General features: G+C 59.0%; 22 protein-coding genes. 9 read left to right on the top strand and 13 right to left on the bottom strand.

The window, feature by feature from the left end; translation table 11 throughout:
* Position 1 precedes the first annotated feature (1 nt).
* Positions 2-364: a DUF6164 family protein gene (locus AC5JQH_RS10015; RefSeq protein ID WP_493805541.1), complete on the bottom strand. Its 363-nt coding sequence runs from the start codon at positions 362-364 to the stop codon at positions 2-4.
* A 142-nt stretch (positions 365-506) separates the two neighbouring features.
* On the opposite strand from AC5JQH_RS10015, the gene AC5JQH_RS10010 reads away from it, so the two are divergent.
* The 5 genes from AC5JQH_RS10010 (at position 507) to AC5JQH_RS09990 (ending at position 6524) form a co-directional block, all read left to right on the top strand.
* Positions 507-1808: an IS1380-like element ISMaq3 family transposase gene (locus AC5JQH_RS10010; RefSeq protein ID WP_493805540.1), complete on the top strand. Its 1302-nt coding sequence runs from the start codon at positions 507-509 to the stop codon at positions 1806-1808.
* 218 nt (positions 1809-2026) lie between these two features.
* Entirely contained in the window at positions 2027-3436 is a 1410-nt protein-coding gene (locus tag AC5JQH_RS10005) for a DUF2868 domain-containing protein (protein ID WP_493805539.1), read from the top strand.
* Entirely contained in the window at positions 3433-4863 is a 1431-nt protein-coding gene (locus AC5JQH_RS10000; RefSeq protein ID WP_491713054.1) for a GTPase/DUF3482 domain-containing protein, read from the top strand. Before AC5JQH_RS10005 ends, AC5JQH_RS10000 begins: the two co-directional genes overlap by 4 nt.
* Positions 4864-4913: 50 nt before the next feature.
* Positions 4914-5309, top strand: a complete 396-nt coding sequence (locus tag AC5JQH_RS09995; RefSeq protein WP_008176749.1) for an ectoine synthase — start codon at positions 4914-4916, stop codon at positions 5307-5309.
* A gap of 12 nt (positions 5310-5321) precedes the next feature.
* Complete coding sequence (locus tag AC5JQH_RS09990) at positions 5322-6524, top strand: MFS transporter (protein WP_273155837.1); 1203 nt, start codon at positions 5322-5324, stop codon at positions 6522-6524.
* A 167-nt stretch (positions 6525-6691) separates the two neighbouring features.
* On the opposite strand, the gene AC5JQH_RS09985 is transcribed toward AC5JQH_RS09990, so the two are convergent.
* Together AC5JQH_RS09985 and AC5JQH_RS09980 are read right to left on the bottom strand one after the other, a co-directional pair.
* Positions 6692-7867 (bottom strand): type III PLP-dependent enzyme, encoded by a 1176-nt coding sequence (locus AC5JQH_RS09985; protein ID WP_014578914.1) that lies wholly within the window; start codon positions 7865-7867, stop codon positions 6692-6694.
* 178 nt (positions 7868-8045) lie between these two features.
* Entirely contained in the window at positions 8046-8864 is an 819-nt protein-coding gene (locus AC5JQH_RS09980; protein ID WP_459419848.1) for an ATP-grasp domain-containing protein, read from the bottom strand.
* Positions 8865-9005: 141 nt separating this feature from the next.
* Here AC5JQH_RS09980 and AC5JQH_RS09975 point away from each other — a divergent pair, with 141 nt between their 5' ends.
* Positions 9006-9860 carry an eIF2B alpha/beta/delta subunit family protein gene (locus tag AC5JQH_RS09975; RefSeq protein ID WP_092032218.1) on the top strand — a complete coding sequence of 285 codons (855 nt, stop codon included), beginning with the start codon at positions 9006-9008 and terminating at the stop codon, positions 9858-9860.
* Here AC5JQH_RS09975 and hrpB read toward each other — a convergent pair.
* The 6 genes from hrpB to AC5JQH_RS09945 all read right to left on the bottom strand — a co-directional run bounded on the left by hrpB (position 9814) and on the right by AC5JQH_RS09945 (position 16548).
* A complete protein-coding gene (hrpB, locus tag AC5JQH_RS09970; RefSeq protein WP_491713053.1) occupies positions 9814-12294 on the bottom strand; it encodes an ATP-dependent helicase HrpB in 2481 nt (826 codons plus the stop codon). The two genes, AC5JQH_RS09975 and hrpB, sit on opposite strands and share 47 nt — an antisense overlap.
* 22 nt (positions 12295-12316) lie before the next feature.
* Entirely contained in the window at positions 12317-12988 is a 672-nt protein-coding gene (locus tag AC5JQH_RS09965) for an SCO family protein (protein WP_008176736.1), read from the bottom strand.
* Between the two features lie 148 nt (positions 12989-13136).
* The gene (gene cyoE / locus AC5JQH_RS09960) at positions 13137-14057 is read right to left on the bottom strand and encodes a heme o synthase (RefSeq protein ID WP_014578909.1); all 921 of its coding nucleotides are present in this window, start codon (positions 14055-14057) and stop codon (positions 13137-13139) included.
* Positions 14054-15115, bottom strand: a complete 1062-nt coding sequence (locus tag AC5JQH_RS09955; protein ID WP_104270385.1) for a COX15/CtaA family protein — start codon at positions 15113-15115, stop codon at positions 14054-14056. The genes cyoE and AC5JQH_RS09955 overlap by 4 nt, the downstream gene beginning before the upstream one ends.
* A 64-nt stretch (positions 15116-15179) precedes the next feature.
* On the bottom strand, positions 15180-15818 hold the full coding sequence (locus tag AC5JQH_RS09950; protein WP_053113474.1) for a redox-active disulfide-containing membrane protein: 639 nt from the start codon (positions 15816-15818) through the stop codon (positions 15180-15182).
* Positions 15811-16548: an SURF1 family protein gene (locus AC5JQH_RS09945; protein WP_273155843.1), complete on the bottom strand. Its 738-nt coding sequence runs from the start codon at positions 16546-16548 to the stop codon at positions 15811-15813. Before AC5JQH_RS09945 ends, AC5JQH_RS09950 begins: the two co-directional genes overlap by 8 nt.
* A gap of 80 nt (positions 16549-16628) precedes the next feature.
* Between AC5JQH_RS09945 and AC5JQH_RS09940 the strand changes: the two genes are divergently transcribed.
* Complete coding sequence (locus tag AC5JQH_RS09940; RefSeq protein ID WP_008176725.1) at positions 16629-16832, top strand: twin transmembrane helix small protein; 204 nt, start codon at positions 16629-16631, stop codon at positions 16830-16832.
* A 9-nt stretch (positions 16833-16841) separates the two neighbouring features.
* On the opposite strand, the gene AC5JQH_RS09935 is transcribed toward AC5JQH_RS09940, so the two are convergent.
* Genes AC5JQH_RS09935 through coxB form a run of 4 tightly spaced genes read right to left on the bottom strand, consistent with a single transcriptional unit; the run spans position 16842 to position 21126 of the window.
* The gene (locus tag AC5JQH_RS09935) at positions 16842-17729 is read right to left on the bottom strand and encodes a cytochrome c oxidase subunit 3 (RefSeq protein ID WP_273155846.1); all 888 of its coding nucleotides are present in this window, start codon (positions 17727-17729) and stop codon (positions 16842-16844) included.
* A 16-nt stretch (positions 17730-17745) separates the two neighbouring features.
* Positions 17746-18348 (bottom strand): cytochrome c oxidase assembly protein, encoded by a 603-nt coding sequence (locus tag AC5JQH_RS09930; protein WP_008176722.1) that lies wholly within the window; start codon positions 18346-18348, stop codon positions 17746-17748.
* Between the two features lie 12 nt (positions 18349-18360).
* The gene (ctaD, locus tag AC5JQH_RS09925) at positions 18361-19944 is read right to left on the bottom strand and encodes a cytochrome c oxidase subunit I (RefSeq protein WP_008176720.1); all 1584 of its coding nucleotides are present in this window, start codon (positions 19942-19944) and stop codon (positions 18361-18363) included.
* Between the two features lie 57 nt (positions 19945-20001).
* Complete coding sequence (coxB, locus tag AC5JQH_RS09920) at positions 20002-21126, bottom strand: cytochrome c oxidase subunit II (protein ID WP_008176717.1); 1125 nt, start codon at positions 21124-21126, stop codon at positions 20002-20004.
* 200 nt (positions 21127-21326) lie between these two features.
* Between coxB and AC5JQH_RS09915 the strand changes: the two genes are divergently transcribed.
* Together AC5JQH_RS09915 and AC5JQH_RS09910 are read left to right on the top strand one after the other, a co-directional pair.
* Positions 21327-22655 (top strand): MATE family efflux transporter, encoded by a 1329-nt coding sequence (locus AC5JQH_RS09915; protein ID WP_008176715.1) that lies wholly within the window; start codon positions 21327-21329, stop codon positions 22653-22655.
* 206 nt (positions 22656-22861) lie between these two features.
* Positions 22862-23512, top strand: coding sequence for a hypothetical protein (locus AC5JQH_RS09910; protein ID WP_008176713.1), 651 nt, complete (start codon positions 22862-22864; stop codon positions 23510-23512).
* Positions 23513-23526 lie beyond the last annotated feature (14 nt).

Genomic DNA, 23526 nt, shown 5'->3' with positions numbered 1-23526 from the left:
GCTATCCGATCCGGATGAACGGCAGCAGGCTCAGACCCATGATGACCAGAATGGCAATGCAGGCCGCCAGAGTCCGGATTGGCCTCTGCCTGAGCATGAACCAGAAACCGCCGGATTCGCCCCGGGCCAGGTGCTCCTCGTAGGCCTGTCGCTGGGTTTCATAGCGTTGCCTCTGATACTCATCCAGCAGCGCCCTGGCCCTGGCCGCCTCATCGTCGTCGTGCACCCAGAAACCGCCCATGCTGATGCCCCAGCGGCTTGGTGGCGTCTCGTAATAGGCTACCTCGTGGGCATCAAACAGGGCCCGGATTTCATCGGCTTCGTCATCGGGTACATGGCGGAGGTTCATCAGATGGTGGGGCATGGAGTCTCGTTGTCTGGTATCCGGTGCGGGTATGCCTATATCCTAGCCCGGATTTCTCATGAAGGGATAAAAAGAAGCGGCTAAAAGTGCTATAGTTTCAAGAACCTAACCAATCCACCAAGCACCAGTAGCCGCATCCAGAATGGTACCTCAAAAACTGACCTTCTCGCCACTTTCCCGCCGCCAGATTGAAACCGACTTCTCCGGAGGCCATATCACCTCCGATGCCGGCTTGCTGTTACTGCGCGAAGTCGACAAACAACACCGGTTAACCCAACGGCTGGCCGAGACTCTGACCGACCAGCGGGATCCCCGGATGATTCGTCATGAGCTCAAGTCCCTGGTCCGGCAACGGGTCTACGGTGTGGCCGGTGGCTACGAAGATCTGAATGACCATGAAGCCCTGCGCTTTGATCAGGCGCTACAAACCGCCACGGGTAACGCCTCCGCTCTGGCTGGCAAATCCACGCTGTGCCGAATGGAACAGGCAATGGACCGGCAAACCATTGTGAAGGCCCATGAGCTGCTCTGGCACCACTTTATTGAACAACACGAAGAGCCGCCGAAGGAAATCGTGCTGGATTTTGACGGCACCGATATCCCGGTGCATGGGGATCAGCCGGGTAAATTCTTTAACCGGTATTACGACCATCACTGCTACTTCCCGCTTTACGTCTTCTGCGGCCGGCACTTGCTGGTGAGCTACCTGCGCACCAGCAACCGGGGTGATGCCCGGCACAGTTGGGCCATTCTGGCGCTGCTGGTGCGATTTATTCGCCAGTATTGGCCACAGACCCGGATCGTATTCCGGGGCGACTCCCACTTCAGCAAGCCCCGACTGCTGGCCTGGTGCGATCGCAACCAGGTGGATTACATCGTAGGCATGGCCCGCAACCAGCGGCTGGAGGCGCTTGCCGCCCCAGCCATGGACAAAGTCCGGACCTACTACGAGGCTCATGGCCATAAGCTCGCCAGCACCTTCCGCTTCCGCTACAAAGCCCGAAGCTGGCATAAGCCACGCTGGGTGGTTGCGCGCCTGGAATATGGCCCTCAAGGCCCGAACCCCCGGTTCGTTATCAGCTCCCGCTACGATGACGGATTCAAGCTCTACTACGAACAGTATTGCGCACGGGGTGATATGGAGAACCGGATCAAGGATCAACAACTGGATCTGTTTGCCGGTCGCACCTCCAGCACACACTGGTGGACCAACCAGTGGCGGCTGATCTTATCCGGCTTCGCCTACACCCTGTTCGAGCGTTTGCGGGTGCATCTGAAAAACACGCCCTTCGAACGTATGAGTGCCGGCACCTTGCGCTTGAAGCTGATCAAGGTTGGCGCAGTCATCATCCGCAACACCCGCCGAATACGGGTGTTTATGAGTGATAGCTATCCACACAAGAACGATCTCTCAGCACTGGTTCAGCGCTTGGTGCCCCAGTAGATAATCGGGCTCCCCCGGCCCGATACCAATGGGGGAACGGGGGAGTTGTGCCTGAATGCCGGAAACTGGCTAAATAATCGCCAACTTCGACCATGACCACTCGGATCTGGCACTACCAGTGCTTGGTCTGCGAAGGTTGTTGGAGCACTATGAGAAATCCGGGCTAGCACTAATGCCCCACTGGGCCCGACTGCCCGAATTCGACACCGGAACACCGAATGACCGACAGCCCTCTCCGACTGCTGCTGGAATTTGAAGACCAGGCGCAACGGGACAGAACACAGCCTTCAACCTTCCTTCATCGGCGGGACCGAAAGTTTGCCCTGGTTTGCGAAGAGCAGGGCGTGGCGCCGGACGCCGCCCGCTGGCTGGGCCACCTGAACCGACTCAGCGGCCCCCGGACACCCCCGGCATCCACCGACCGGACCCTTCGGGCCTGGCGCCGGATCACCGGTGGTTTTGCCGCGATTGGGGTGATCGCTGGCATGCTTACCATGGCCGGGCTGCTGTTCTACGATGGCGGCCAGCGCATCAACATCACGGTTTTCCTGGCGTTCGTGTTGCTGCACCTGATATTCGCCCTGTTCACCACCGTGCAAGCCATGGCCGGATGGCAGCCCTGGCGCTGGTTGGCGCATCGATTGGGGGTCAACCCGGGAGATGGCGCCTTCACCAGGCTTCAGCCTGCCCTGATGGCCAGAGCGGCTCACCTGGGCGGCATTGCGTTCGCCATCGCAGGGCTGTTTACCCTGCTGGCCATGGTCGTCTTGCAGGACCTCGCCTTCGGCTGGAGCACCACGCTGGACACTGCCGCCACCAGCTATCACGGATTGGTTAAGGCCATTGCGACGCCCTGGGCCTGGCTCTGGCCTGCCGCGGCCCCGGATCTTGCGCTGGTCGAGGCGACGCGTTTTTTCCGGGCCGGTAACCCAACGGCAAGTACTGACCCGGCCCTCTGGGGTCTGTGGTGGCCGTTTGTGGCCATGATGTGGGCAACCTGGGTTCTTCTGCCAAGGATAATTCTCTGGGCGTGTGCGTCCGTGCAGGCCCGGCAAAAAGCTCGGCGCCTGCTCACCAGCCATCCAGCCATGCACGCCCTGCTGTATCGCATGGAAACACCCGCCCTGGACACTGGCAACAGCCATCATGACGCCGACGATCTGCCGGACACCGATACTCGAGGCAACCTGCTATCACTGCCAGACAGCGACATTCTGTTGTGTTGGGCCGGCGCCGGTGAACCGGAATTGCCAGAGTCGCTTCGGTCAGGCAAGCAACTCGTGCTCAGGGCAGGCGGCAGCGCCCGCCTTTCGGACGATGATCAAGCCCTGCACCGGATCGCCGAGCATCTGAAAAACAACACCAAGGCAGTCATCCTGCTGGTTCGCTGCTGGCAACCTCCTACCGGCGAGCTTCAGGATTTCCTGGCGGCCGCCTGGGACATCTGGCCCGACAACGCCAGGGTCGCGCTGGTGCCACTGGCCACGGACAGCAATCAGCAACCCGATGCCCACCAGATCCAGCCCTGGCTGCGATTTGCCCAAAGGGTGGGCAGCGAGTTCGTCCAGGTGTCTCTGCCCCCGCTCCAGATGCGGGACCCCTACACAGCCATAGGGGACGGGTCATGACTCGGATACCCACGTTTGCCGTCGTCGGACACCCGAACAAGGGTAAATCCAGCGTGGTGGCGACTCTGTCCCAGAACGATGCCATTGCCATTGCCCTGGAACCCGGCACTACACGCAGGCATCAGGCTTACCCGCTGAAGGTGGACGGCCAGACCCTCTACACTCTGGTCGACACGCCCGGATTCCAGCGGCCGAGACGGGTAATGGAGTGGCTGGAAGCCCACAGTGTCTCCGCCTCGGATCACGCAGACACCGTCAAAGCCTTTGTGGCACAGCATGAGGGGGACGGCCGATTCACCGATGAATGTGAGCTTCTCAGACCGCTGATCGAAGGCGCCGGGATCATCTACGTGGTGGACGGCTCGGTGCCTTACAGCGCAGAGCACGAGGCAGAAATGACCATCCTGCGCTGGACCGGCCGTCCGAGCCTGGCCCTGATCAACAGCATCGGCGCCGACGACTACAGTGACACCTGGCAGGCTGCTCTGAGCCAGTTCTTTCAGGTTGTCCGCCGTTTCGACGCGGTTCGCGCCCCATTCGAGCAACATCTGGGCCTTTTACGGGCTTTCGGACAACTGGAGCCGGACTGGGAAACACCACTGGAACAGGCCACTCACTACCTGTCCGCCCAGCGGCAGCAGCGCCGCCATCAGGCCGCAGTACTGATCGCCGGGACACTTGAAAGCATGATGTCCTACCAGGAAAAACGGACGCTTACCGCCGGCCAGGCTGCAGAAACCAGTGACGGCTCCCTGGCCGAACAGCTGCGGGACCGTTGGTATCGCCACCAGCGCAAGCGGGAACAGACCCTGCGCGTCGATATCGAACATCTTTATCAGCACCAGCGCATCCGCCGCCAGGAAGCCGAATTGGAGTGGCACAGCGAACACGACCTGTTCTCGGAAGACAGCCGCAAAGCCTGGGCGGTCAGCAAGCGCTACCTGGCCACCGCCGGCTTCGGCGCGGGCGCCGTCAGTGGTGCCGGAATCGACGCGCTGACCTTCGGCTCCTCCCTAGGAACCGGCGCTCTGGTGGGCGGTTTGATCGGTGCTGCCGGCAGCTATTTCTACGGTGATCGGTTGGCCTTGCCGGCGCTGAGTATCGGCGTGCTCAGGGACGGATTGAAAACAGCCACCTTCGGTCCTGTACAGGACAGCCAGTTCGGCTATGTTGTATTGGGAAGGGCCGTGGATCACTGGTGGCATATCTCACATCGGAATCACGCTGGTCGCGACCTGCTGGACCTTGAGCCAGCAGACCATCACTGGCTCGAGCGACTTGAAAAATCGAGCCGACAGGAAATTCAGAAAGCCTTCGACAAGTGCCGGAAACGGCGCCCCCTGGATGAACGCCAGCGGGAAAGATTCGCCACCTCGCTCGAACAGGCCATGGCCGTTTACGACGATTGGCGGTTGAACCGCACCTGAAAGGGATGTTTATACTAAAAGGCTATTCCATCACAAAATGAGGAATGCTCATGAAAATCGTACGAGTGCAAGACATTATCGGTACCGAGCGGGAAGTCACCGGCCCAGGGTGGACAAGCCGCCGCATGCTTCTCAAAAAAGACGGCATGGGCTTTTCCTTCCACGAGACCATCATCCCTGCCGGGGCCGAGTTGAACCTCTGGTACAAGCATCACCTCGAAGCGGTCTACTGTGTTGCCGGCAACGGCAAGATCCTGGACAAAGCCACTGGTGAAACCCATGAGATCACTGACGGAACCCTGTACGCACTCGACAAGCATGACCAGCACACCCTGTACGGTGGCACGGAAGACATGCGACTGATCTGTGCCTTCAATCCACCGGTTACCGGCCGTGAAGTCCACGACGAAGACGGTGCCTATCTGCCGGACACCAGCGAAGACTGAATCGTCTTGCCCGTGGCTGAACACCAGGCCGCGACCACACCGCCACCGCCAGCGAGGCTGCTGCCGGTGGCGGTGTTGCTTTGGCTGGCCGGCGTTTACCTGCGGATACCGGTACTGGTCGCGCCGCCCCTGGCGCCGTTCATCAGCGACGAACTGGCACTCACCCAGGCACTCACCGGCGCCCTGACCACCCTGCCCATCCTGATGCTGGCCATCGGCTCCATGCCCGGCTCACTGGCCATTGCCCGGATTGGCCCCCGCAATACCCTGGCTCTGGCCATGGTGATCATGGTGATCGGCTCCGCCGGGCGCGGCCTGGTACCCGACACCCTCACACTGATGCTGGCCAGTGCCGTCATGGGACTGGGTGTCGCCATGATGCAGCCCGCTCTGCCGGCATTGCTGCCACGATGGCTCGAGCCCCACCACCTGGCCCTCGGCTCCGCCATCTACATGAACGGCATGCTGATGGGTGAGTTCATCGGCGCCGGTGTTACCCTGCCAGTACTCATGCCCCTGCTGGACAACAGCTGGCGGGCCACCCTCCTAGCCTGGTCTCTGCCAGCACTGCTGGTTGCCGCCTCACTTTATCTGCCCAGACGCGACCGGGCAAAACCCGTGGGCAAGGTCTCCTGGCTGCCGGACTGGAGCAACCCCCTGACCCTCAAAATCGGCCTGCTCCTGGGACTCTCCGGCTCCATGTTCTTCGGCCTCAACGCCTACATGGGCAACCTTCTGGAACAGCAGGGACTGTTCGACAAACTCTCCGATGCCCTGTTCTGGTACAACATCGCCCAGGTCTTCGCCTCCCTGACCATGCTGAAAATGGCCCGTTACTGGGTCGGCCGCCGCTCCGTCATCATCGTTACCGCCGGCATCAGCATCCTCGGCACCCTGGGGGCCATCACCTTCACCGGCTGGTGGTCCATCGCCAGTGCCACCCTCATGAGTCTCACTGCCGGCATCCTCTTGATCCTCCTGGTCGCCGTACCGCCCCTGGTTACCACCTCCAGAGAAACCGGGCGCCTGTCAGCCGGCACCTTCCTCGTCGGCTACACCATGGCCTTTTCCATCCCCATGGCCGGTGGCTTCATCGCCGACTGGACCGGCGACGCCCGACACGCCATCCTCACCATCATCGCCTACAGCATCCTGGTAATCCCCCTGGCCTTCACCCTCGACCTGAAACGAAAAAAGGACCAGCCCGAAAGCTGATCCTTTTCTGGATGCCGATTTCCCTCGCGGACTCCCCGTACCCAGCCGGAACGGCCGTGGGGCGAGGATGCTTTTCCGCCGGGAAAAAGATGTCTGAGCGAAGCGAGTTGTTTTTCCCAGAGGAAAAGCATCCTCGCCCCGCGGCCAGACTCCAAGCTAAAACAGGGTCAGATGTAATAGTCCTTCAACGGAGGAAATCCGTTAAACTCAATGGCGCTATAAGTCGTGGTATAAGCACCCGTAGACAGCCAGTACATCCGATCCCCAATCGCCAGATTCAAAGGCAGCGGATACTTGTGATGCTCGTACATGATATCGGCACTGTCACAAGTCGGCCCGGCAATCACACAGTCCTCGCCTTCGCCTACTTTCTCCGTCCAGATCGGAAACTTGATCGCCTCATCCAGTGTCTCGATCAGGCCCGAAAACTTGCCCACATCGGTGAACACCCAGCGGTGCAGGGCGGTGCGGGATTTACGGGAAATCAGCACCACCTCGCTCACCAGAACACCGGCGTTGGAAATCAGCGATCGGCCCGGCTCGATGATGATCTCCGGCAGCTCCGCACCAAAGTCCTCGTGCAGGAAGCGGGCAATCTCCTCGGCGTACACCTTCAGCTCATTGGTGCGAGTGATGTAGTTGGCCGGGAAACCACCGCCCATGTTGATCATCTTAAGCTCGATACCGTCTTCTTCCTTCAGACGCTCGAAAATCACCTTCACCTTGTTCAGGGCCGCATCCCAGGCGCCAATCTCGCGCTGCTGGGAACCGACGTGAAACGACACGCCGTAGGGCACCAGACCCAGGTCACGGGCAAGGATCAGCAGGTCCATGGCCATGTCGGTCTGGCAGCCGAACTTGCGGGACAGCGGCCAGTCTGCCGTCAGGGTACCTTCGGTCAGGATACGCACATACACTTTCGAGCCCGGGGCCGCCTTGGCGATGTTGCGAAGGTCTGCCTCCGAGTCGGTGGCAAACATACGAACGCCTTTCTCGTAGAAGGTGCGAATGTCCTTCGCCTTCTTGATGGTATTGCCATAGCTGATCCGCTCACCGGTAACACCCAGGGCCATCACCTTGTCCAGCTCGTACACCGACGCGATATCGAAAGAGGCACCCTTGTCGCGCAGCATGGTCAGGATCTGCGGGGCCGGGTTGGCTTTCACCGCATAGTAAACCTTGGCGTAGGGGAAACCCTCGACCAGCTCGTCGTACTGACGGTCAATCGTTGCGGTATCGATCACCACAAACGGAGTTTCCTTGCCGTCGGCAAAGTCCTTGATGCGCTTGAACGTGTCGGCTTCGTAGTAATCGGCGATATTGGCGTTAGCGGCTTCGGTCATGGGTGGTGTTTCCCTCCACAGGGCAAACAGGCATAAAAAAAGGCACTACAGCAACGCTGCAGCACCCGTTAGATAGCGCGATCATCGGGCTTTTTTGAGGGCCCGGATATGAGCAAATCTACCCATAAGTAATGGGCAATACTGGCAACGCCACTGGCATGAATTCTGGCGGGAATTCCTAGACCGCCACCGGCCATATTGGCGGTGGTTCGGTAGGCCCGTCCGGGTCTTCCGGTTCAGTCTGTTCCCGTAGATAGCCGAGAATCGCTTCCTGGAGCTCCGTGCCCGGGCCCAATCCCTTGTTTCCGAACAACCGGTTGAATTCCAGTACGTAAGGATGGCCATCCACCAGCGCAATATCAAAGCCGGCGTGATCAACACCCAGATCCCGGGCCAGCCGCAATGCCAGCGCCGTCATCGCCGGGGGAACCGGGCTGTTGTCGATGCGGCCACCTTGGGCCACATTGTTGTAGAAGCCCTGATCGGCCTGGGTTCGCCAGTATGCCGTCAGCACCTGATCGCCAACCACAACAACTCGTGCATCCCGGTCCAGAGGCAGGTATTCCTGGGCGTAGAGCACGTCAGTGCGCTCGCAGTAGCGGCGCCAGTCCTCACGGGATTCAATCAGCCAGACGCCTTCGCCCATGCTGGCCTTGGGGAGCTTTGCAACGAACGGATGCACCATGGCATCCCAGATCATGTCACGTTCCACCGGGCCGTTGGCCTCAATCATGGTCCAGGGCGTGTGCTCCGGGGCCACTGCCTGGAATGCACGGGTCATCTCCACCTTGTCGTGGCCGATGCGGTAGCTGGCTTCGCTGGGAAACACCCGGCACTTGAGACCGTGAACCAGGGCATTCAGCTGCCAGTATTCTGGGAACAGGACCCAATCCGCTTCCCGCAACAGTTCTTTATGGCGCAGAAACTGCTCCGGCTTGAGGACGGTGGTGTCGGGAAAACCGAGGGTTCGGAAAATATCGAAGGAAACAAGGTGCATGGATACTGCGCACTCGGGGTTGAATTGCGCGTATTTTATACAGGGCTGACATTCAGGCAAGTGCTATTTTCACGTCCGGACATCAGGAAAAGACCGTACAGGTGCTACCCTTGAAGCAGCACAGAAGCACGGGAGGGCGGAATGCAGGAACTTGATGCGAGGGCAGAGTCTATTCTGGCCGCACTGAAAGCGGACTCCCGGTCAGGCGCTACACAGCTGGCACTGAACACCCTCGATCAACTGCTATCTTACCTGGACGAGGTCGAGCCAGAGGGCGAGACATTTCTGAGGCTACTGGCAGAACTCCGGGCGGCACGCCCTAGCATGATCGCGATTGGCAATGCACTGGCCATGATCGAGCAGCGTCTATCCAGTGATGTTCAGGTCGCACGGCAGGCCGTCATGGACATCAAAGACCAGCTGGAAAATGCCACCGGAACCATTGTCCGGCACGCCCTCGATCTTCTGCCAGGGTCGCCGGTGATACTGACCCATAGCGCCAGCTCCGCAGTGCTGGCGCTGTTTCGTAACATGGCGGAACAGCGCCAGGCCTTCTCTGTCATCTGCACCCAGAGCAGCCCGGGCTTCGAGGGCCACTCCCTGGCACGGGCGCTGAACGAGCTAGCCATACCCGTCACCCTAATCACCGATGCGCAGATGGGACTGTTTGTGCCCCAGGCTGACCTGGTGATCACCGGGTGCGATACCTGGCTTTCCAATGGGCATTTTATCAACAAAAGCGGTACACACTTGTTGGCTCTGGCGGCCCATGCGGCCGGGAAGCCCCTCTGGGTTCTTGCCGACAGCTTCCGGAACAGCGACGCCGACCCCGGGTCGGTTGAACTCGAGGAAATGCCCGCGGAAGAACTCAACGCACCGCCGGGAGACTGGATAACGCCACGGAATATCTACTTTGAGCGGGTGCCACACGCGCTGGTCAGCAAACGCATCAGCGAGTTGGGCGTTTTTTCGTGCCCTGCTGAGCCTCGGCGGTAAACGGATCTTCCGGCCAGGGATGCTTGGGATACCGCCCACGCATATCCTTGCGCACCTCGGGGTAGGCGTTATGCCAGAAACTGGCCAGATCGGCGGTGACCGCCAGAGGCCGTTGCGCGGGGGACAACAGATGAAGCACCACCGGTACCCGCCCACCGGCAACGGCAGGGGTTTCTTTCCAGCCAAACAGCGCCTGGAGCTTGGCCGCCAACACCGGGCCATTGTCGGCGGTGTAATCCAGACTCACCCGCTGGCCGGTCGGTATGGTCAGATGTGTTGGCGCCAGACTCTGAAGCTGCTGCTGGGACGGGTAATCAATCAGGCTGTTAAGGGCCGCCAGCAAGTCGATCCGGGCCAGATCGGACCATCGGGTCATGCCGACCAGAAACGGGCCCAGCCAAACCTCGAGACTATCCAGTAACGCCGCGTCATCGGTGTCCGGCCAGCCGGAATCCGGGAAGGTTCTGGCGAGCAACCTCATTCGGGCACGCCACTGGCGACTGCCATCACTCCAGGGCAGGCTTTCCAGGCCCTTCTTCCGAATCGCGCTGAGCAGCCCCTGCCGGACCAGTTCCGGATCCACCCGGCCGAGCGGCTTTTCCTGAAGCACGAGTTCACCCAGTTTTCGCGCACGCCGCGCCAGAATTTTACCCTGGCTGTCGTCCCACAGTGCCTCTTCGATCTCCTGTATGTGGTCAGCCAGGTCGAGCTCCAGGTCCGGAATGTCCACCGGCGCGGCCAGGTAAATCGTGGCTTCGCGGGCCTGGCCATCCAGCTCGGCCGCCACCAGCCACTCGTGCCGTGCCAGGGGATCATCCTCTCTCAGTACCGCACCTTTGCCATTACTGAGCTGATACCTCGCCGCCTTATCCGATCGCCGCCTGGCAATACGGTCCGGATAGGCCAGGGCAAGCAATCGGCCGATTTCGGTCTCCGAGGGCGGTGTTGCCTCAGTCGTCCCGGGCCCGGAAAGACGCCGGGCCGACTGGCGTACAGCCTTCAGGCGAGCGACATCCAGCGTGCGATCCCGCCGTTCCCCGAAGAACACCCGAACCCGCTCGTGCATGTCCGCACCAGTTCCGGGGCCCAGGAGATCACGCTCTTCCAGCAAGGCGGCCACGGCCGCAGCCGCGCCTCCGAGCCCTATAGAACGGCCTTTCAGCACCATATGCGCCAGTCGCGGGTGTATACCCAGCTCCCGGGCCGCTTTGCCGTGGTCCGTAATAGCTCCGTCTGAATCGAGCAGATCGAGCCACCGCAGGAGGGCCACAGCCTGCCTCCAATGGGCGGCAGGGGGCTTATCAATCCAGGCGACGGCATCGGCTTCCCGCGCGCCCCACTGGGCTAATTCCAGCACCAAGGGTGCCAGATCGGCCTCCAGAATTTCGGGCGGCGTGTAATCGGCCAATCCGAACTGTTCCGATTCGCTCCACAATCGATAACAGACCCCGGGCTCCATCCGGCCGGCCCGGCCTTTACGCTGTTCCGCAGAAGCCCTGGATACCCGGCCAGTGACCAGGCGGGTCATGCCACTGTTGGGATCAAAAACGGCCCGACGCTGCTGACCGCAATCGATAACAACCCGAACCCCTTCAATGGTCAGACTGGTTTCGGCAATAGCCGTAGCCAACACCACCTTGCGCTGGCCTTCGGGAGCCGGCGAGATTGCCTGGTCCTGCTGCTCCGATTTCAGATTGCCGTATAGTGGAGCAAGTATCACCCGGTCCGGCAGGTTTGCACGGAGCTGTTGCTCAACCCGACGTATCTCACCCACACCGGGCAGAAACACCAGCAGTGAGCCGCTTTGATCAGCCAATGCCTCCCGAACCACAGCGGTAACCTGATCCACCATGCGGCCACTGCGCGGCAACGGCCGGTAATGAACATCGACCGGAAACGCCCGTCCTTCACTGGTTATTACGGGAACGTCTCCAAGCACTTGCGCAATCGGCCCGGTATCCAGGGTTGCGGACATCACCAGCAACCGCAGATCCTCCCGCAACGCCTGCTGCGATTCCCGCACCAGGGCCAGGCCCAGATCCGCCTGCAAAGAGCGCTCATGGAACTCATCAAAGATGACCGCCGCGTACTCCTCCAGCATCGGATCCGCCTGGATCAGCCGGGTCAGGATGCCTTCGGTCACGACTTCGATCCGGGTGGCCGCAGACACACGGGTATCCAGCCTTGTGCGATAGCCTACCGTCTGTCCGGGCTGTTCATTGAGTTGCCGGGCCATGAACCGGGCGGCAGAGCGAGCTGCAAGCCGACGGGGCTCCAGCATCAGGATCTTGCCGTCACCGCGCCAGGGCGCATCCAGAAGGGCGGCAGGCACACGGGTGGTTTTACCGGCACCGGGCGGAGCCTGCAGAAGTACGGTAGTCGTGCGTTCCAGGGCCGCTTTCAGGTCTGGAAGAATGGCATCAATAGGGAGCATCGGATTCCGGGTTTCTGAAGCGTCAGGAGCTCACCCGTTCACGATTGGCCTTTGCCCACTGGTAAATCCGCTCAAAGGCCTCGGCCAGGTTGTGCGGATTATGGGGCGGCTGGATCACAGCAGCAAGTTCGCCGTCGGGGTTCAGCAGCGCAAAATGGCCGCTGTGATCCACCAGCAGCTCGCCATCCACCTCACGATGGACAAACACCGCGTTCAGGCTTTTGGCCAGTTCCCGCAAGGTGTCCAGATCTCCGGTCAGACCATGGAAATGTTCACCGAAGAAGTCCGTGTAGGCTTTGAGTTTCTCCGGCGTATCGTGCTCCGGGTCAGCGCTGACCAGCAGATAGTCAGGCTGGGGCAATTCCTTGGACAGCAGCTTGTCGGTCTGGCGCAAATTGGCCATGGCTGCCGGGCAGATATCCGGGCAATTGGTGTAGCCCACGAATGCAATGGTCCAGCGACCCCTCAGACTCTCCCGCGTGACCGTTTCACCGTTCTCATCCGTCAGCGTGAACTCTGCCAATTGACGAGGCTGATCATAGACATACGTATTGAACTCCGTCAGCTCCGGCGCCGGAATCGGTTCCTGGTTACCCACCAGAAATACCTGCCGTCCAACAACCAGTCCAAAGATCAGAACAACGATTAGCAGAAGGCAGAACAGGGTAAGGCGAATAGAGCTGGAGCTTTTCATGGGTGGTCCACTTCGTTGATCAGATAAGCAGACGGGGATGGCTTTCCGAAACCGTGCGGAGCCATGGATGGCGTAGCCGGGCGTACACGGACGTATTTACAGCGTGTTTCGGAAAGCCATCCCCGCCTGCGTCAGCACAATGTCTGACTCAGAAGAATACAAAATGATCCACAAGCAATACCACAAACAGGGCCATGAGGTAAGTGATGGAATACTTGAAGGTATTCAGGGCCACCCGCCGATCGTCACCCTTCAACAGCCTTACCGCATACTGCAGAAAGCGCAGGCCAAGGGCCAGGGCGCCCACCAGGTAGATACCGCCGGACATGCCTGTGACAAAAGGTAGCAGACTGACCGCCAGCAACATCAGGGTGTAGAGCAGGATGTGCAGCTCGGTGAACTTGTTGCCATGAGTGACCGGCAGCATGGGAATGCCCGCCTTGGCGTACTCTTCCTTGCGATGGATAGCCAGAGCCCAGAAATGCGGCGGGGTCCAGGCAAAAATGATCAGCACCAGCAGCAGAGCGTGGCCCTCAACCTGGCCGGTCACAGCGGTCCACCCCAACAGCGGTGGCATGGCTCCGGCAAGACCACCGATGGTGATGTTCTGGGGCGTAGCACGCTTGAGGAACAGGGTATAGACACCGGCGTAACCCACCAGGGAGGCGAGGGTCAGCCAGGCAGTGAGGTGATTCACCTGCCACATAAGCACGGCCATACCAACACACGCGAGTATCGTTGCGAACAGGATCGCATCCACAGGCGAGATCTTGCCTGTGGCCACCGGGCGCTTGCGGGTGCGAGCCATGACGGTGTCAATTTTCTGGTCTACCACATGGTTGACCACTGCAGCCGCGCCGGCCAGCAGGGCGATACCCAGATTGCCCCAGACCAAGACGCCCCAACCGGGCACGCCTGGCGCCGCCAGCAGCATCCCGATAACCGATGTGAGGATCATCAGCGCGACAACCCTGGGCTTGGTCAGCTCCAGGTAGTCACGCCAGGAAATGGTTGTTCTGGAGTCGCTCGCAATTGCCTGGGCCGGCAGTGCTTCCACTTGCTCGCTCATGCCGTAACCTCCTGGTTCATTGTTGTTGTGTGTGTTGCCGGGATGCTATGTGGTTCGAGTAACAGCTGATGCCGCCAGATCAGGTGAATGACTGACAACAGCAGACCTGCGCCCATGGCGTTGTGGGCCACGGCGATGGACAGGGGAATATGGAAAATCACGTTGGCCAGACCCAACAGGATCTGAACACCCAGCAGGACCGCCACCAGCCGGATGGCGTTATCCAGGCCGGAATCACCACGTCGACGCCACATCAACGCCAGTAATGCGGCGAAATAGACCAGCACCAGCATGGCACCGAGTCTGTGAGTGACATGAATGGCCACCCGGCCATCCGCCGTCAGCTGGCCACCCAGGTAGTTCGGGCCCACATGCTGGGTCACGTCAAAGCCGTGCCGGAAATCCATGCCCTCAGGCCACCACTGGCCCTGACAGGTGGGCAGATCGGTACAGGCAACGGCCGCGTAGTTGGCCGCTGTCCAGGCCCCCAGGGCAATCTGCATCACCACTAACAGCAGCCCGCCATAGAGCCAGGGCCGGAAACCGGACAGGGCATTGGATGGCGGGGGCTCCCGATCACCTGTCCGCCTCGCCTGACGTCGCAACCGGAGGGCCAGCAGCGTCAGGAGACTCAGTGTGGTAAAGCCGCCAAGCAGGTGCAGCGCCACCACCTGGGGCCACAGTTTCAGGGTCACCGTCCACATGCCGAAAGCGCCCTGAAGAATGATGAAACCGGCGATAAACAAAGGCAGCTTTACCGGAACACCCTGGCGCCGGTTACGAACCGCGTAGGCCGCCAGGCCGAACACCACCAGCCCCAGGGTGCCTGCGGCGTAGCGGTGGATCATCTCGGGCCAACCTTTTTGCACATCCACCGGCGTATCGGGAAAACGGGCATTCGCTATGGCAATGTTCGATTCGCTCTGGGGCACCGTGAGAAAACCGTAGCACCCGGGCCAGTCAGGACACCCCAGCCCTGCGTGCACCAGGCGGGTCCAGGCACCCAGCATGATCACGACAATCGCCAGCAAAACGGCAAAGGTTGCCCACTTTGCCATCTTGTGGGCTGCCGTAGTTGGGGAAACAGATGACTGATTCAAGGCTGACTCTCCGCTCTGGCCATTAACCGATCTGCGACAGTTTGAGCAGGTGTTTCAGGTCCTCCAGCATATCCTTACCAGTATGCTCGGAACCGTAATGCATCATCACATTACCGAACGGATCAACCAGCAGGATGCGCGGCTCCGCTTCCGGATTGATACCGGCTGGCCAGTCCGGCCGGGCACCCGCCGCAGGCACAAGGCGCTCCATGGAGCTGTATTCGGAGGACCAACGCGCCTGCAGATCGGAGGGCACACTACCCAGTGCGGCAGCCCGGGAGACCCGGTTGGCGTTCTTGCCAAGGGCGATATTCACCTGCCTGGCCAGATAGAGTAGCTCTTCGCACTGACTGCCACATTGGCCGGCAGCCACAATCATGAGCCAGTCCGGATCGATTTTTTCCGGGCCAAAGCGTTCTGCCAGCGGAGTACCGGAAGCCGTTTCGAGATTGAGCGTTGAAACCGGGGCCACTGGCTGGAGCAAAACGCCGTTATTGGTGTGGCCGGCCGGGTTCAGCCAGCCGGTATAAAACATGATGGTTGCAACAATCATCGGGCCAAAACCCAGCGCAAACAGGAGGAATGCCGTGCGACGGCCGCGACGCACCTGTTCCGGGGTTGGCCCTTCGTTGTGTTCCTGGTCGGATATCCGGTTAGCCATTGTCATTGTCATTATTGGCTCCTGTCTTTCGGTAACTCGCCACTATAGTCAATATAGTCAGCGCCACGGCCAGCGCAAACCATTGCGTGGCATATCCGTAATGGGTTTGTGGCCCCATCAGGTCCGGTTCCCAATCCGCCCGGTAAGCGCCCGGCTGGCGATTGCCGGAAAGCCTTACTATTTTGTCGGGAAGATCCGGAATCTCCTTTCGTGCGGCCTCTCCGGACAGACTCTGTACCCGCCAGGGCCACGGACCGCCTGCCTCTGGCTGATCCACCAGCACCGGCGGCACCGGATAGTCACTGAGTCGACCTTCCAGGGTAAAAATCCCTTCCGGCGTTTCCAGCTGCGGGAGCTGATCCCGGGTTCGCGGCGCCTGGACCCAACCGCGATTAACCACAACCGGCGGCCCTTCCAGAGGACGAAACTCTGTCAGGACTTCATAACCCGGGATGCCATCACGGGTCCGGTTATCCAGCAGCCAGTTTCGGCTTCCGTACATCCCGGTCAGTGTCAGAGGCCGACCACGGGTCAGATCACCGGACTCCATGTCCTGCCAGGCCCGGTTTTCCGCTTCCTGCTGCCACTGGTTCAGCAGAAGCTGCTTTTCTTCCGCCCGATTCAGCTGCCAGACACCGAGGCCAATAAGTATCGGCAGTAAGACCCCACTGAACACCAGCAGCCGCCAGTCAAACTGCCATCGGCGGTGTTTGCCCTGCGAATCAGACATGCTCTGCTATAGTGACCTCAGCGAGTCCGGAACCGTTTGCGAACCGTACATCCATCAAACCAATAAAAACAGGAAGTCCCATGCTCAAAGCAGTTATTGTTTTCCTGATGCTTTCTGTGGTTGTAAGCCTTTTCAGTGGCCTGTTTTTTCTCATTAAAGACGGCGGCAAGACCAATCGGGTTGTTAACTCTCTGGCCGTCCGGGTGACGCTTAGCATACTGCTCCTGGCTGTGGTACTGATTGCTCTGTGGAACGGGAGCCTGACTCTTAATCCGACTCCCTGACTACGCAGATCAAATGATGTAAACGAACACGAACAATCCCAGCCAGACCACGTCGACAAAATGCCAATACCATGCGGTTGCCTCGAAACCAAAATGGTTTTCCGCAGTGAAGTGGCCCTTGTTGATTCGCACCAGCATAATGGCCAGCATCAATGTGCCAAGCATCACATGGGCACCGTGGAAGCCAGTCAGCATAAAGAACGTACTGCCGTAGATGCCGGATTGCAGGGTCAGGTCGAGGTCACGGTAGGCATGGAGGTATTCATAGCCCTGAACAAACATGAAGACCACGGCCAGAGCGATGGTTGCAGCCAGCCAAAGTTTGGTCTTCGCCCGATTACCTGCCTTCAATGCATGGTGCGCCACGGTTACCGTAAATGAAGACGTCACCAGCAAGATCGTGTTCATCAAAGGCAGGCCCCAGGCGCTGATAACCTCCTTGGGGCCGGGATAAGCTTCCGGGCTGGGATTGTTGATAAGAGGCCAGGTCGACTGAAAGCCCTCCCACAACATGTTCGAGGAACCTCGGTCACCCTCGCCACCAAGCCAGGGCACCGCAAACACCCTGATGTAGAACAACGCACCGAAAAACGCGGCGAAAAACATCACCTCTGAGAAAATGAACCAACTCATCCCCCAGCGGAACGAGCGGTCCATCTGATCACTGTAGAGTCCCGCCCGACTCTCTTTGATGACGGCTCCAAACCACCCGAACAGCATGTAGGCCATAATCAGAGCGCCGATCCAGAACATTATCCAGGCACCGGTTGTGCTGTCCCCCTGTTTGCCATTCACCATGATTGAGGCCACCCCGTAAAGAGTTACCCCAAGGCCAATCGTGGCGACGATCGGCCACTTGCTCTGTTCCGGAACGTAATAGGTCTGGTTATCCGCCATGACAGTCTCCGATGGCTTATCCGTTGTCGTTTGTTGTTGTTTCTTTCCGGGAGTTTTGTGCTGCCGACACCTGTTTACCCTGATCGTAGAGCGTGTAAGACAGAGTTAGTTTGGTGATATGCGCCGGCAAGTCCTTGTCGACGATAAAGATCAGAGGCATTTCGGTACTTTCACCCGCTTCAAGAGGCTGTTGGTTAAAGCAGAAGCACTCGGTCTTATGAAAATACAGCGTCCCCTCTGAAGGCGCGAGGCTAGGGACCGCCTGGCCTACCATTGGCTCACTTGTCGGGTTTTCGGCATAGAAATTCACAGTAGTCGGCTCACCGGGGTGAACATCCACCGACCGCACAACCGGGCGGAATTTCCAGGTCATCCCCGGTCCGTTGGAGGCGAGAAACTGAACCTTGACCGTTCGGGTCACGTCTGCTTCTGCCACCTCGGTGGATTCGTACCGCCCCCCGGTCTTTCCGTTAATCCCGGTAATTTCGCAGAACACGTCGTACAGAGGCACCATGGCAAATCCAAAGGCAAACATGCCGACCACGCTGACCATGCACCAGCCCACCACTCGAGCATTGCCCTTGGGGGCTCCGGCGCTATTTGCCTGTTGTTCTGCCATAGCCAGTGCCCCCTACTTCACTACCGGCGGCGTTGCGAAGGTGTGGTATGGCGCCGGTGAGGGCACAGTCCATTCGAGACCTTCAGCACCATCCCAGGGCTTGGCCGGAGCCTCTTTGCCACCCCTGATGCACTTGACCACGATAAACAGGAACAACAGCTGTGTGGCACCGAACATGAATGCACCGACACTGGAAACCATGTTGAAATCGGCGAACTGCAGCGCGTAATCCGGAATCCGTCGTGGCATGCCTGCCAGTCCCAGGAAGTGCATCGGGAAGAACGCCAGGTTCATGCCAACAAAAGACAGCCAGAAATGGGTCTTGGCCAGGGTTTCGTCATACATGTGCCCGGTCCACTTGGGCAGCCAGAAGTAGGCGGAGGCAAAGATACCGAAGATCGCACCCGGTACCAGCACGTAGTGGAAGTGGGCGACTACGAAGTAGGTGTCGTGGTACTGAAAATCTGCCGGCGCAATAGCCAGCATAAGGCCGGAGAAACCGCCGATGGTAAACAGGATGACGAAGGCAACTGAGAACAGCATCGGCGCCTCAAAGGTCAATGAGCCCCTGAACATCGTGGCCACCCAGTTGAAAACCTTCACCCCGGTGGGCACTGCGATGAGCATGGTGGCGTACATGAAGAACAGCTGGCCGACGATGGGAATACCCACCGTAAACATGTGGTGCGCCCAGACCACAAACGAGAGCAGAGCAATGGCACCGACTGCGTAGACCATGGAGGCATAGCCAAACAGCGGTTTGCGGGAGAACGCCGGAATGATGTGTGAGACCGCCCCGAAGGCCGGCAGGATCATGATGTAAACCTCGGGATGCCCGAAGAACCAGAACACGTGCTGGAACAGCACCGGATCACCGCCGCCGGAAGCATCGAAGAAGCTGGTGCCAAAGTTGATGTCCATCAACATCATGGTGACGACGCCGGCCAGTACCGGCATGACTGCAATCAGCAGGAACGCGGTAATCAACCAGGTCCAGACAAACAGGGGCATTTTCATCAGGGTCATGCCCGGTGCCCGCATATTCAGGATCGTGGCGATCACGTTAATCGCACCCATGATCGACGAGACACCCATTATGTGAACCGCAAAGATAAAGAAGGTGGTGCTCGGCGGCCCGTAGGTCGTCGACAGGGGGGCGTAGAAGGTCCAGCCGAAGTTGGGCGCACCCCCTTCCATGAACAGGGTGGAAACCAGGATCAGGAAGGCGCACGGAAGCAGCCAGAAACTCCAGTTATTCATCCGTGGCAATGCCATATCCGGCGCCCCGATCATCAGCGGCAGCATCCAGTTGGCGAGCCCGACAAACGCCGGCATGACCGCACCAAACACCATAATCAGGCCGTGCATGGTGGTCATCTGGTTAAAGAATTCCGGCTGCACAATCTGCAGCCCCGGCTGGAAAAGCTCCGCCCGGATGACCATTGCCATGGCCCCGCCGAGCAGGAACATGGTGAAACTGAATATCAGGTACATGGACCCGATATCCTTGTGGTTTGTGGTCAACAGCCAACGGCTTATGCCTTTGGCCGGGCCGTGATGATGATCCTGGGCGTGGGTATCTGCAACCGCACTCATGAAAACCCCCGTTACCGCCATTTTTTGTGGCTGGTGATATCTGTTATCTGGCGATGATTACTGTTGGTTCTTGTAATCAAATATTTCTTTCGGAGTGACCATTTCGCCGGTGTTGTTACCCCAGGCATTACGCTCGTAGGTAATCACGGCTGCAAGGTCCACTTCACTCAGCTGATTGCCGAAGGCCTGCATGGCGCTTCCCGAGACACCATTCACAACGATGTCGATATGGGCTGCCATGTCTTCAGTAACGACCTGGGTTCCGACCAGAGACGGGAAGGCTGGTGGCGCGCCCTGACCGTTCGGCTGGTGACAGGCGGCGCAGGCGGTCTGATAGGCTTTCTCGCCGCGCTCCATCAACTCTGCCATGGTCCAGTCTTTCTGGGTCAGCTGGCGTTCTCGCTCGGCGGCCTCTTTCTTTTCAGCGACCCAGGCGTTGTATTCCTCCTCGGGCACCGCCTCGACAACCACCGGCATGAAGCCGTGATCCTTCCCGCAGAGCTCAGTACACTGGCCGCGATAGATGCCGGGCTTGTCGACCCGGGTCCAGGTCTCGTTGATAAAGCCCGGGATGGCGTCTTTCTTGACGCCAAAATCCGGAACCCACCAGGAATGGATGACATCGTTGGCCGTTAACAAAAAGCGAACCTTTTTCCCGACAGGAATTACCAGCGGGTTATCCACTTCGAGGAGGTAGTTCTCTCCCTTGGCCTGGCGATTCTCGATCTGATCCCGGGGCGTGGACAAATTCGAGAAGTAACCGAAATCTTCATTAATGTATTCGTATTGCCACTTCCACTGATAGCCGGTGACCTTGATGTCCACTTCCGATTCCGAAGTGTCATACATGTCCACCAGAGTTGCAGTGGCAGGAATCGCCATAACAACCAGTATCGCAAAAGGTATGATGGTCCAGAGAATCTCGACCAGAGTGTTTTCGTGGAAGTTCGCCGGTTTGGCGCCCTGGGATTTACGGTGGGCAAAAATAGACCAGAACATGACACCGAAAACCACGACGCCAATGACGACGCAGATCCAGAGTATGGTCATGTGAAGGCTGAAAATGTCATTACTGGTGCCGGTCACCCCGGGGGTCATGTTCAGTGTCCAGTCCGCCATGGACCAGGCGGGGAACATCAGACCGCCTAAAAGGGCACCTGCCCGCTGAGCGTGCACGCGCATACTGTGTCTCCACAGAGTGTTATTCTTGTCGGATTTTGCGTTATCCCGCTGGCATTTTCGGCGTCGCATACACCGCAAAACCAGAGTGGAAGCCTGCTTTCGGATACTCAGCTTGGAGTATAGACACAGATCAAAAAAAGACTAAAAAATCGGCTAAACCCAAAAAAGCTAAACAGAATTTTTTAAGAATTAAAACGCATATGCCTTTTAACTTGCCGGCAACCGACCGACGTCTCTGGGCCCTGGCCTGGCCATTGATGCTCACCAACCTCACCGTCCCTCTCCTGGGACTGGTGGATACGGCCGTGCTCGGCCACCTGGAAAGCCCGGAGTATCTTGGCGCCGTCGCCGTTGGTGCCAATCTGTTCAGCATCCTGTACTGGACCTTTGGCTTCATGCGCATGGGCACGACCGGCCTGGCCGCTCAGGCATGGGGCAAGCGGGACAACTTCAGTCAGGTGGCATTGCTGCTGCGCTCGATCCTGTTGGCAACCGGGATCGGCCTTCTTCTCATTCTGTTTCACCAGCCTCTGATACAGACCGGCCTGAGCCTGATGAATCCCAGTGACAACGTGACCGAACTGGCGGCCGAGTACGCCGGAATCCGGATCTGGAGCGCGCCGGCCGTTCTCTGCCAGTACACGCTGGTTGGCTGGCTCATCGGCACCCAGTTTCCACGGGGCCCGATGATCATGCTGATTGCAGCAAACGGCCTGAACATCGTGTTGGATATTCTTTTTGTTACCGTGCTTGGCTGGAACAGCCGTGGCGTGGCCATTGCCACTGTGATCGCCGAATACGGTGCCGCCGCCATCGGTTTCCTGATCGTATTACGGCGAATGCCTGAGGGGCAGGGGCTGACGAAGGCTCTGTTCGGCAAACTCGAGGATTACCTGAGGATTCTCCAGGTTAACCGCTACATCATGGTCCGAACCATCGCGCTGTTATTGGTGCTGGCATTTTTTACCGCCCAGGGCGCCCGTCAGGGAGACACCATCCTCGCTGCCAATGCCGTTCTGATCACCTTTCTTCTGTTGATCTCCAACGCCCTGGACGGTTTTGCCAATGCTGCCGAGGCGCTGATTGGCGAGGCTATCGGCAAAGGCAGCCGGCGGCGCTTCCGGGTGGTCTTTCGAAGTGCCCTGCGATGGTCACTCTGGGGCGCCCTCTTGCTCACCATTGTTTTTGTGGCCGGCGGGCATTGGCTCATTGCACTGCTAACCGGTATCGAGGAAGTGAGAGCCACCGCCTGGCGCTACCTGCCCTGGCTTTGGCTGCTACCTTTTGCCGCAGTCTGGGGCTTTCTTCTTGATGGGATTTTTATCGGCGCAACCCGAACCCGGGACATGCAGAACACCATGCTGTTTTCGGCCCTGGCCGTGTTTGCACCGGTCTGGTGGCTGACCACGGGCTGGGGCAATCACGGGCTCTGGTTCGCGCTGATCTCTCTGATGGTAGCGCGGGCCCTGAGCATGGGATGGCTGTGCTGGTCCCATACCAGGAACGACCGTTGGTTCCAGAGCCAGTGACGCAGATTCAATCCGTAACATTACAGCCGGGTATTTTCATCACAGCGGAAAAGCAGTCGCAAAAATCTCGGCTACACTTGTCTGAAAAGGCAGGCACGATGTGGTAGCCAGCCCTCCTCTCCTGCCCGGGAACTCGTTGCTATCAGTTGCTAACAACGGGAGGCGCCTTGCGACCTCAATTCGTTCAGACATCGGCTTCTCCTGAAATGACACCACAGGTAGTCCTTGAGATTATTGACCAGGCGCGGCGCAAGGAAGCCCGCTCCGGGACCTTCCTCCGACAGCTTCACGAAAAGGTTGCCGCGCTCCCGTCTGCGGTCACTATTGAGGGGTATCAGCCCGCCACCTGCCTGTTCCAGTTCGTGGTTGAGTACATCGAAATGGCACCAAGGCTCATCGAATGCGTTGAAGCCTGTGCCCGGGAAGCCGGAAAAGCCGATCTGTTTGAGCCCTTTGTGAATGCCGCCATCCGGTATTTTACTCAGCCATCAGCGCTCCTGGTTCGCTACGACGGTCTCGATGGCCTACTGATCCGCGCCTACCTTTGTCATCGGTTGATGGAAGAAATGTACGAAAACAACCGGTGTACCCGGGCCAGCGAAATCGTGGATATGGAAGCAACTCGTGCTAATCTTCTGGCTCATCAGCTTATCGGCGAGCCCTTTGCCAACGAGCTGGACGACTCCATCACCGTAACCGTGTTGCAGATAGCAGGCACGCCGGACTACTACGAACTCAACCTCGACCCGTTTGTCGAGCAGGTGAACAACGCCGCCTGGGACTGGATGCGGCATTACTGGGAAAATCTGCTGGTAAGGAACCACATTCGATTTTCTCTCGGGTCCGGCCTGGCCTGACAGGTTCAGAGGTT

It is taken from the genome of Marinobacter sp. H13 (genome assembly GCF_059072335.1).
This window is presented reverse-complemented; position numbering and strand designations above follow the sequence as displayed.

Coding starts and splice junctions, on each gene's coding strand:
- AC5JQH_RS10015 (WP_493805541.1), bottom strand. CDS start 364: ATGCCCCACCATCTGATGAACCTCCGCCATGTACCCGATGACGAAGCC.
- AC5JQH_RS10010 (WP_493805540.1), top strand. CDS start 507: ATGGTACCTCAAAAACTGACCTTCTCGCCACTTTCCCGCCGCCAGATT.
- AC5JQH_RS10005 (WP_493805539.1), top strand. CDS start 2,027: ATGACCGACAGCCCTCTCCGACTGCTGCTGGAATTTGAAGACCAGGCG.
- AC5JQH_RS10000 (WP_491713054.1), top strand. CDS start 3,433: ATGACTCGGATACCCACGTTTGCCGTCGTCGGACACCCGAACAAGGGT.
- AC5JQH_RS09995 (WP_008176749.1), top strand. CDS start 4,914: ATGAAAATCGTACGAGTGCAAGACATTATCGGTACCGAGCGGGAAGTC.
- AC5JQH_RS09985 (WP_014578914.1), bottom strand. CDS start 7,867: ATGACCGAAGCCGCTAACGCCAATATCGCCGATTACTACGAAGCCGAC.
- AC5JQH_RS09980 (WP_459419848.1), bottom strand. CDS start 8,864: ATGCACCTTGTTTCCTTCGATATTTTCCGAACCCTCGGTTTTCCCGAC.
- AC5JQH_RS09975 (WP_092032218.1), top strand. CDS start 9,006: ATGCAGGAACTTGATGCGAGGGCAGAGTCTATTCTGGCCGCACTGAAA.
- hrpB (WP_491713053.1), bottom strand. CDS start 12,294: ATGCTCCCTATTGATGCCATTCTTCCAGACCTGAAAGCGGCCCTGGAA.
- AC5JQH_RS09965 (WP_008176736.1), bottom strand. CDS start 12,988: ATGAAAAGCTCCAGCTCTATTCGCCTTACCCTGTTCTGCCTTCTGCTA.
- cyoE (WP_014578909.1), bottom strand. CDS start 14,057: ATGAGCGAGCAAGTGGAAGCACTGCCGGCCCAGGCAATTGCGAGCGAC.
- AC5JQH_RS09955 (WP_104270385.1), bottom strand. CDS start 15,115: ATGGCAAAGTGGGCAACCTTTGCCGTTTTGCTGGCGATTGTCGTGATC.
- AC5JQH_RS09950 (WP_053113474.1), bottom strand. CDS start 15,818: ATGGCTAACCGGATATCCGACCAGGAACACAACGAAGGGCCAACCCCG.
- AC5JQH_RS09945 (WP_273155843.1), bottom strand. CDS start 16,548: ATGTCTGATTCGCAGGGCAAACACCGCCGATGGCAGTTTGACTGGCGG.
- AC5JQH_RS09940 (WP_008176725.1), top strand. CDS start 16,629: ATGCTCAAAGCAGTTATTGTTTTCCTGATGCTTTCTGTGGTTGTAAGC.
- AC5JQH_RS09935 (WP_273155846.1), bottom strand. CDS start 17,729: ATGGCGGATAACCAGACCTATTACGTTCCGGAACAGAGCAAGTGGCCG.
- AC5JQH_RS09930 (WP_008176722.1), bottom strand. CDS start 18,348: ATGGCAGAACAACAGGCAAATAGCGCCGGAGCCCCCAAGGGCAATGCT.
- ctaD (WP_008176720.1), bottom strand. CDS start 19,944: ATGAGTGCGGTTGCAGATACCCACGCCCAGGATCATCATCACGGCCCG.
- coxB (WP_008176717.1), bottom strand. CDS start 21,126: ATGCGCGTGCACGCTCAGCGGGCAGGTGCCCTTTTAGGCGGTCTGATG.
- AC5JQH_RS09915 (WP_008176715.1), top strand. CDS start 21,327: ATGCCTTTTAACTTGCCGGCAACCGACCGACGTCTCTGGGCCCTGGCC.
- AC5JQH_RS09910 (WP_008176713.1), top strand. CDS start 22,862: ATGACACCACAGGTAGTCCTTGAGATTATTGACCAGGCGCGGCGCAAG.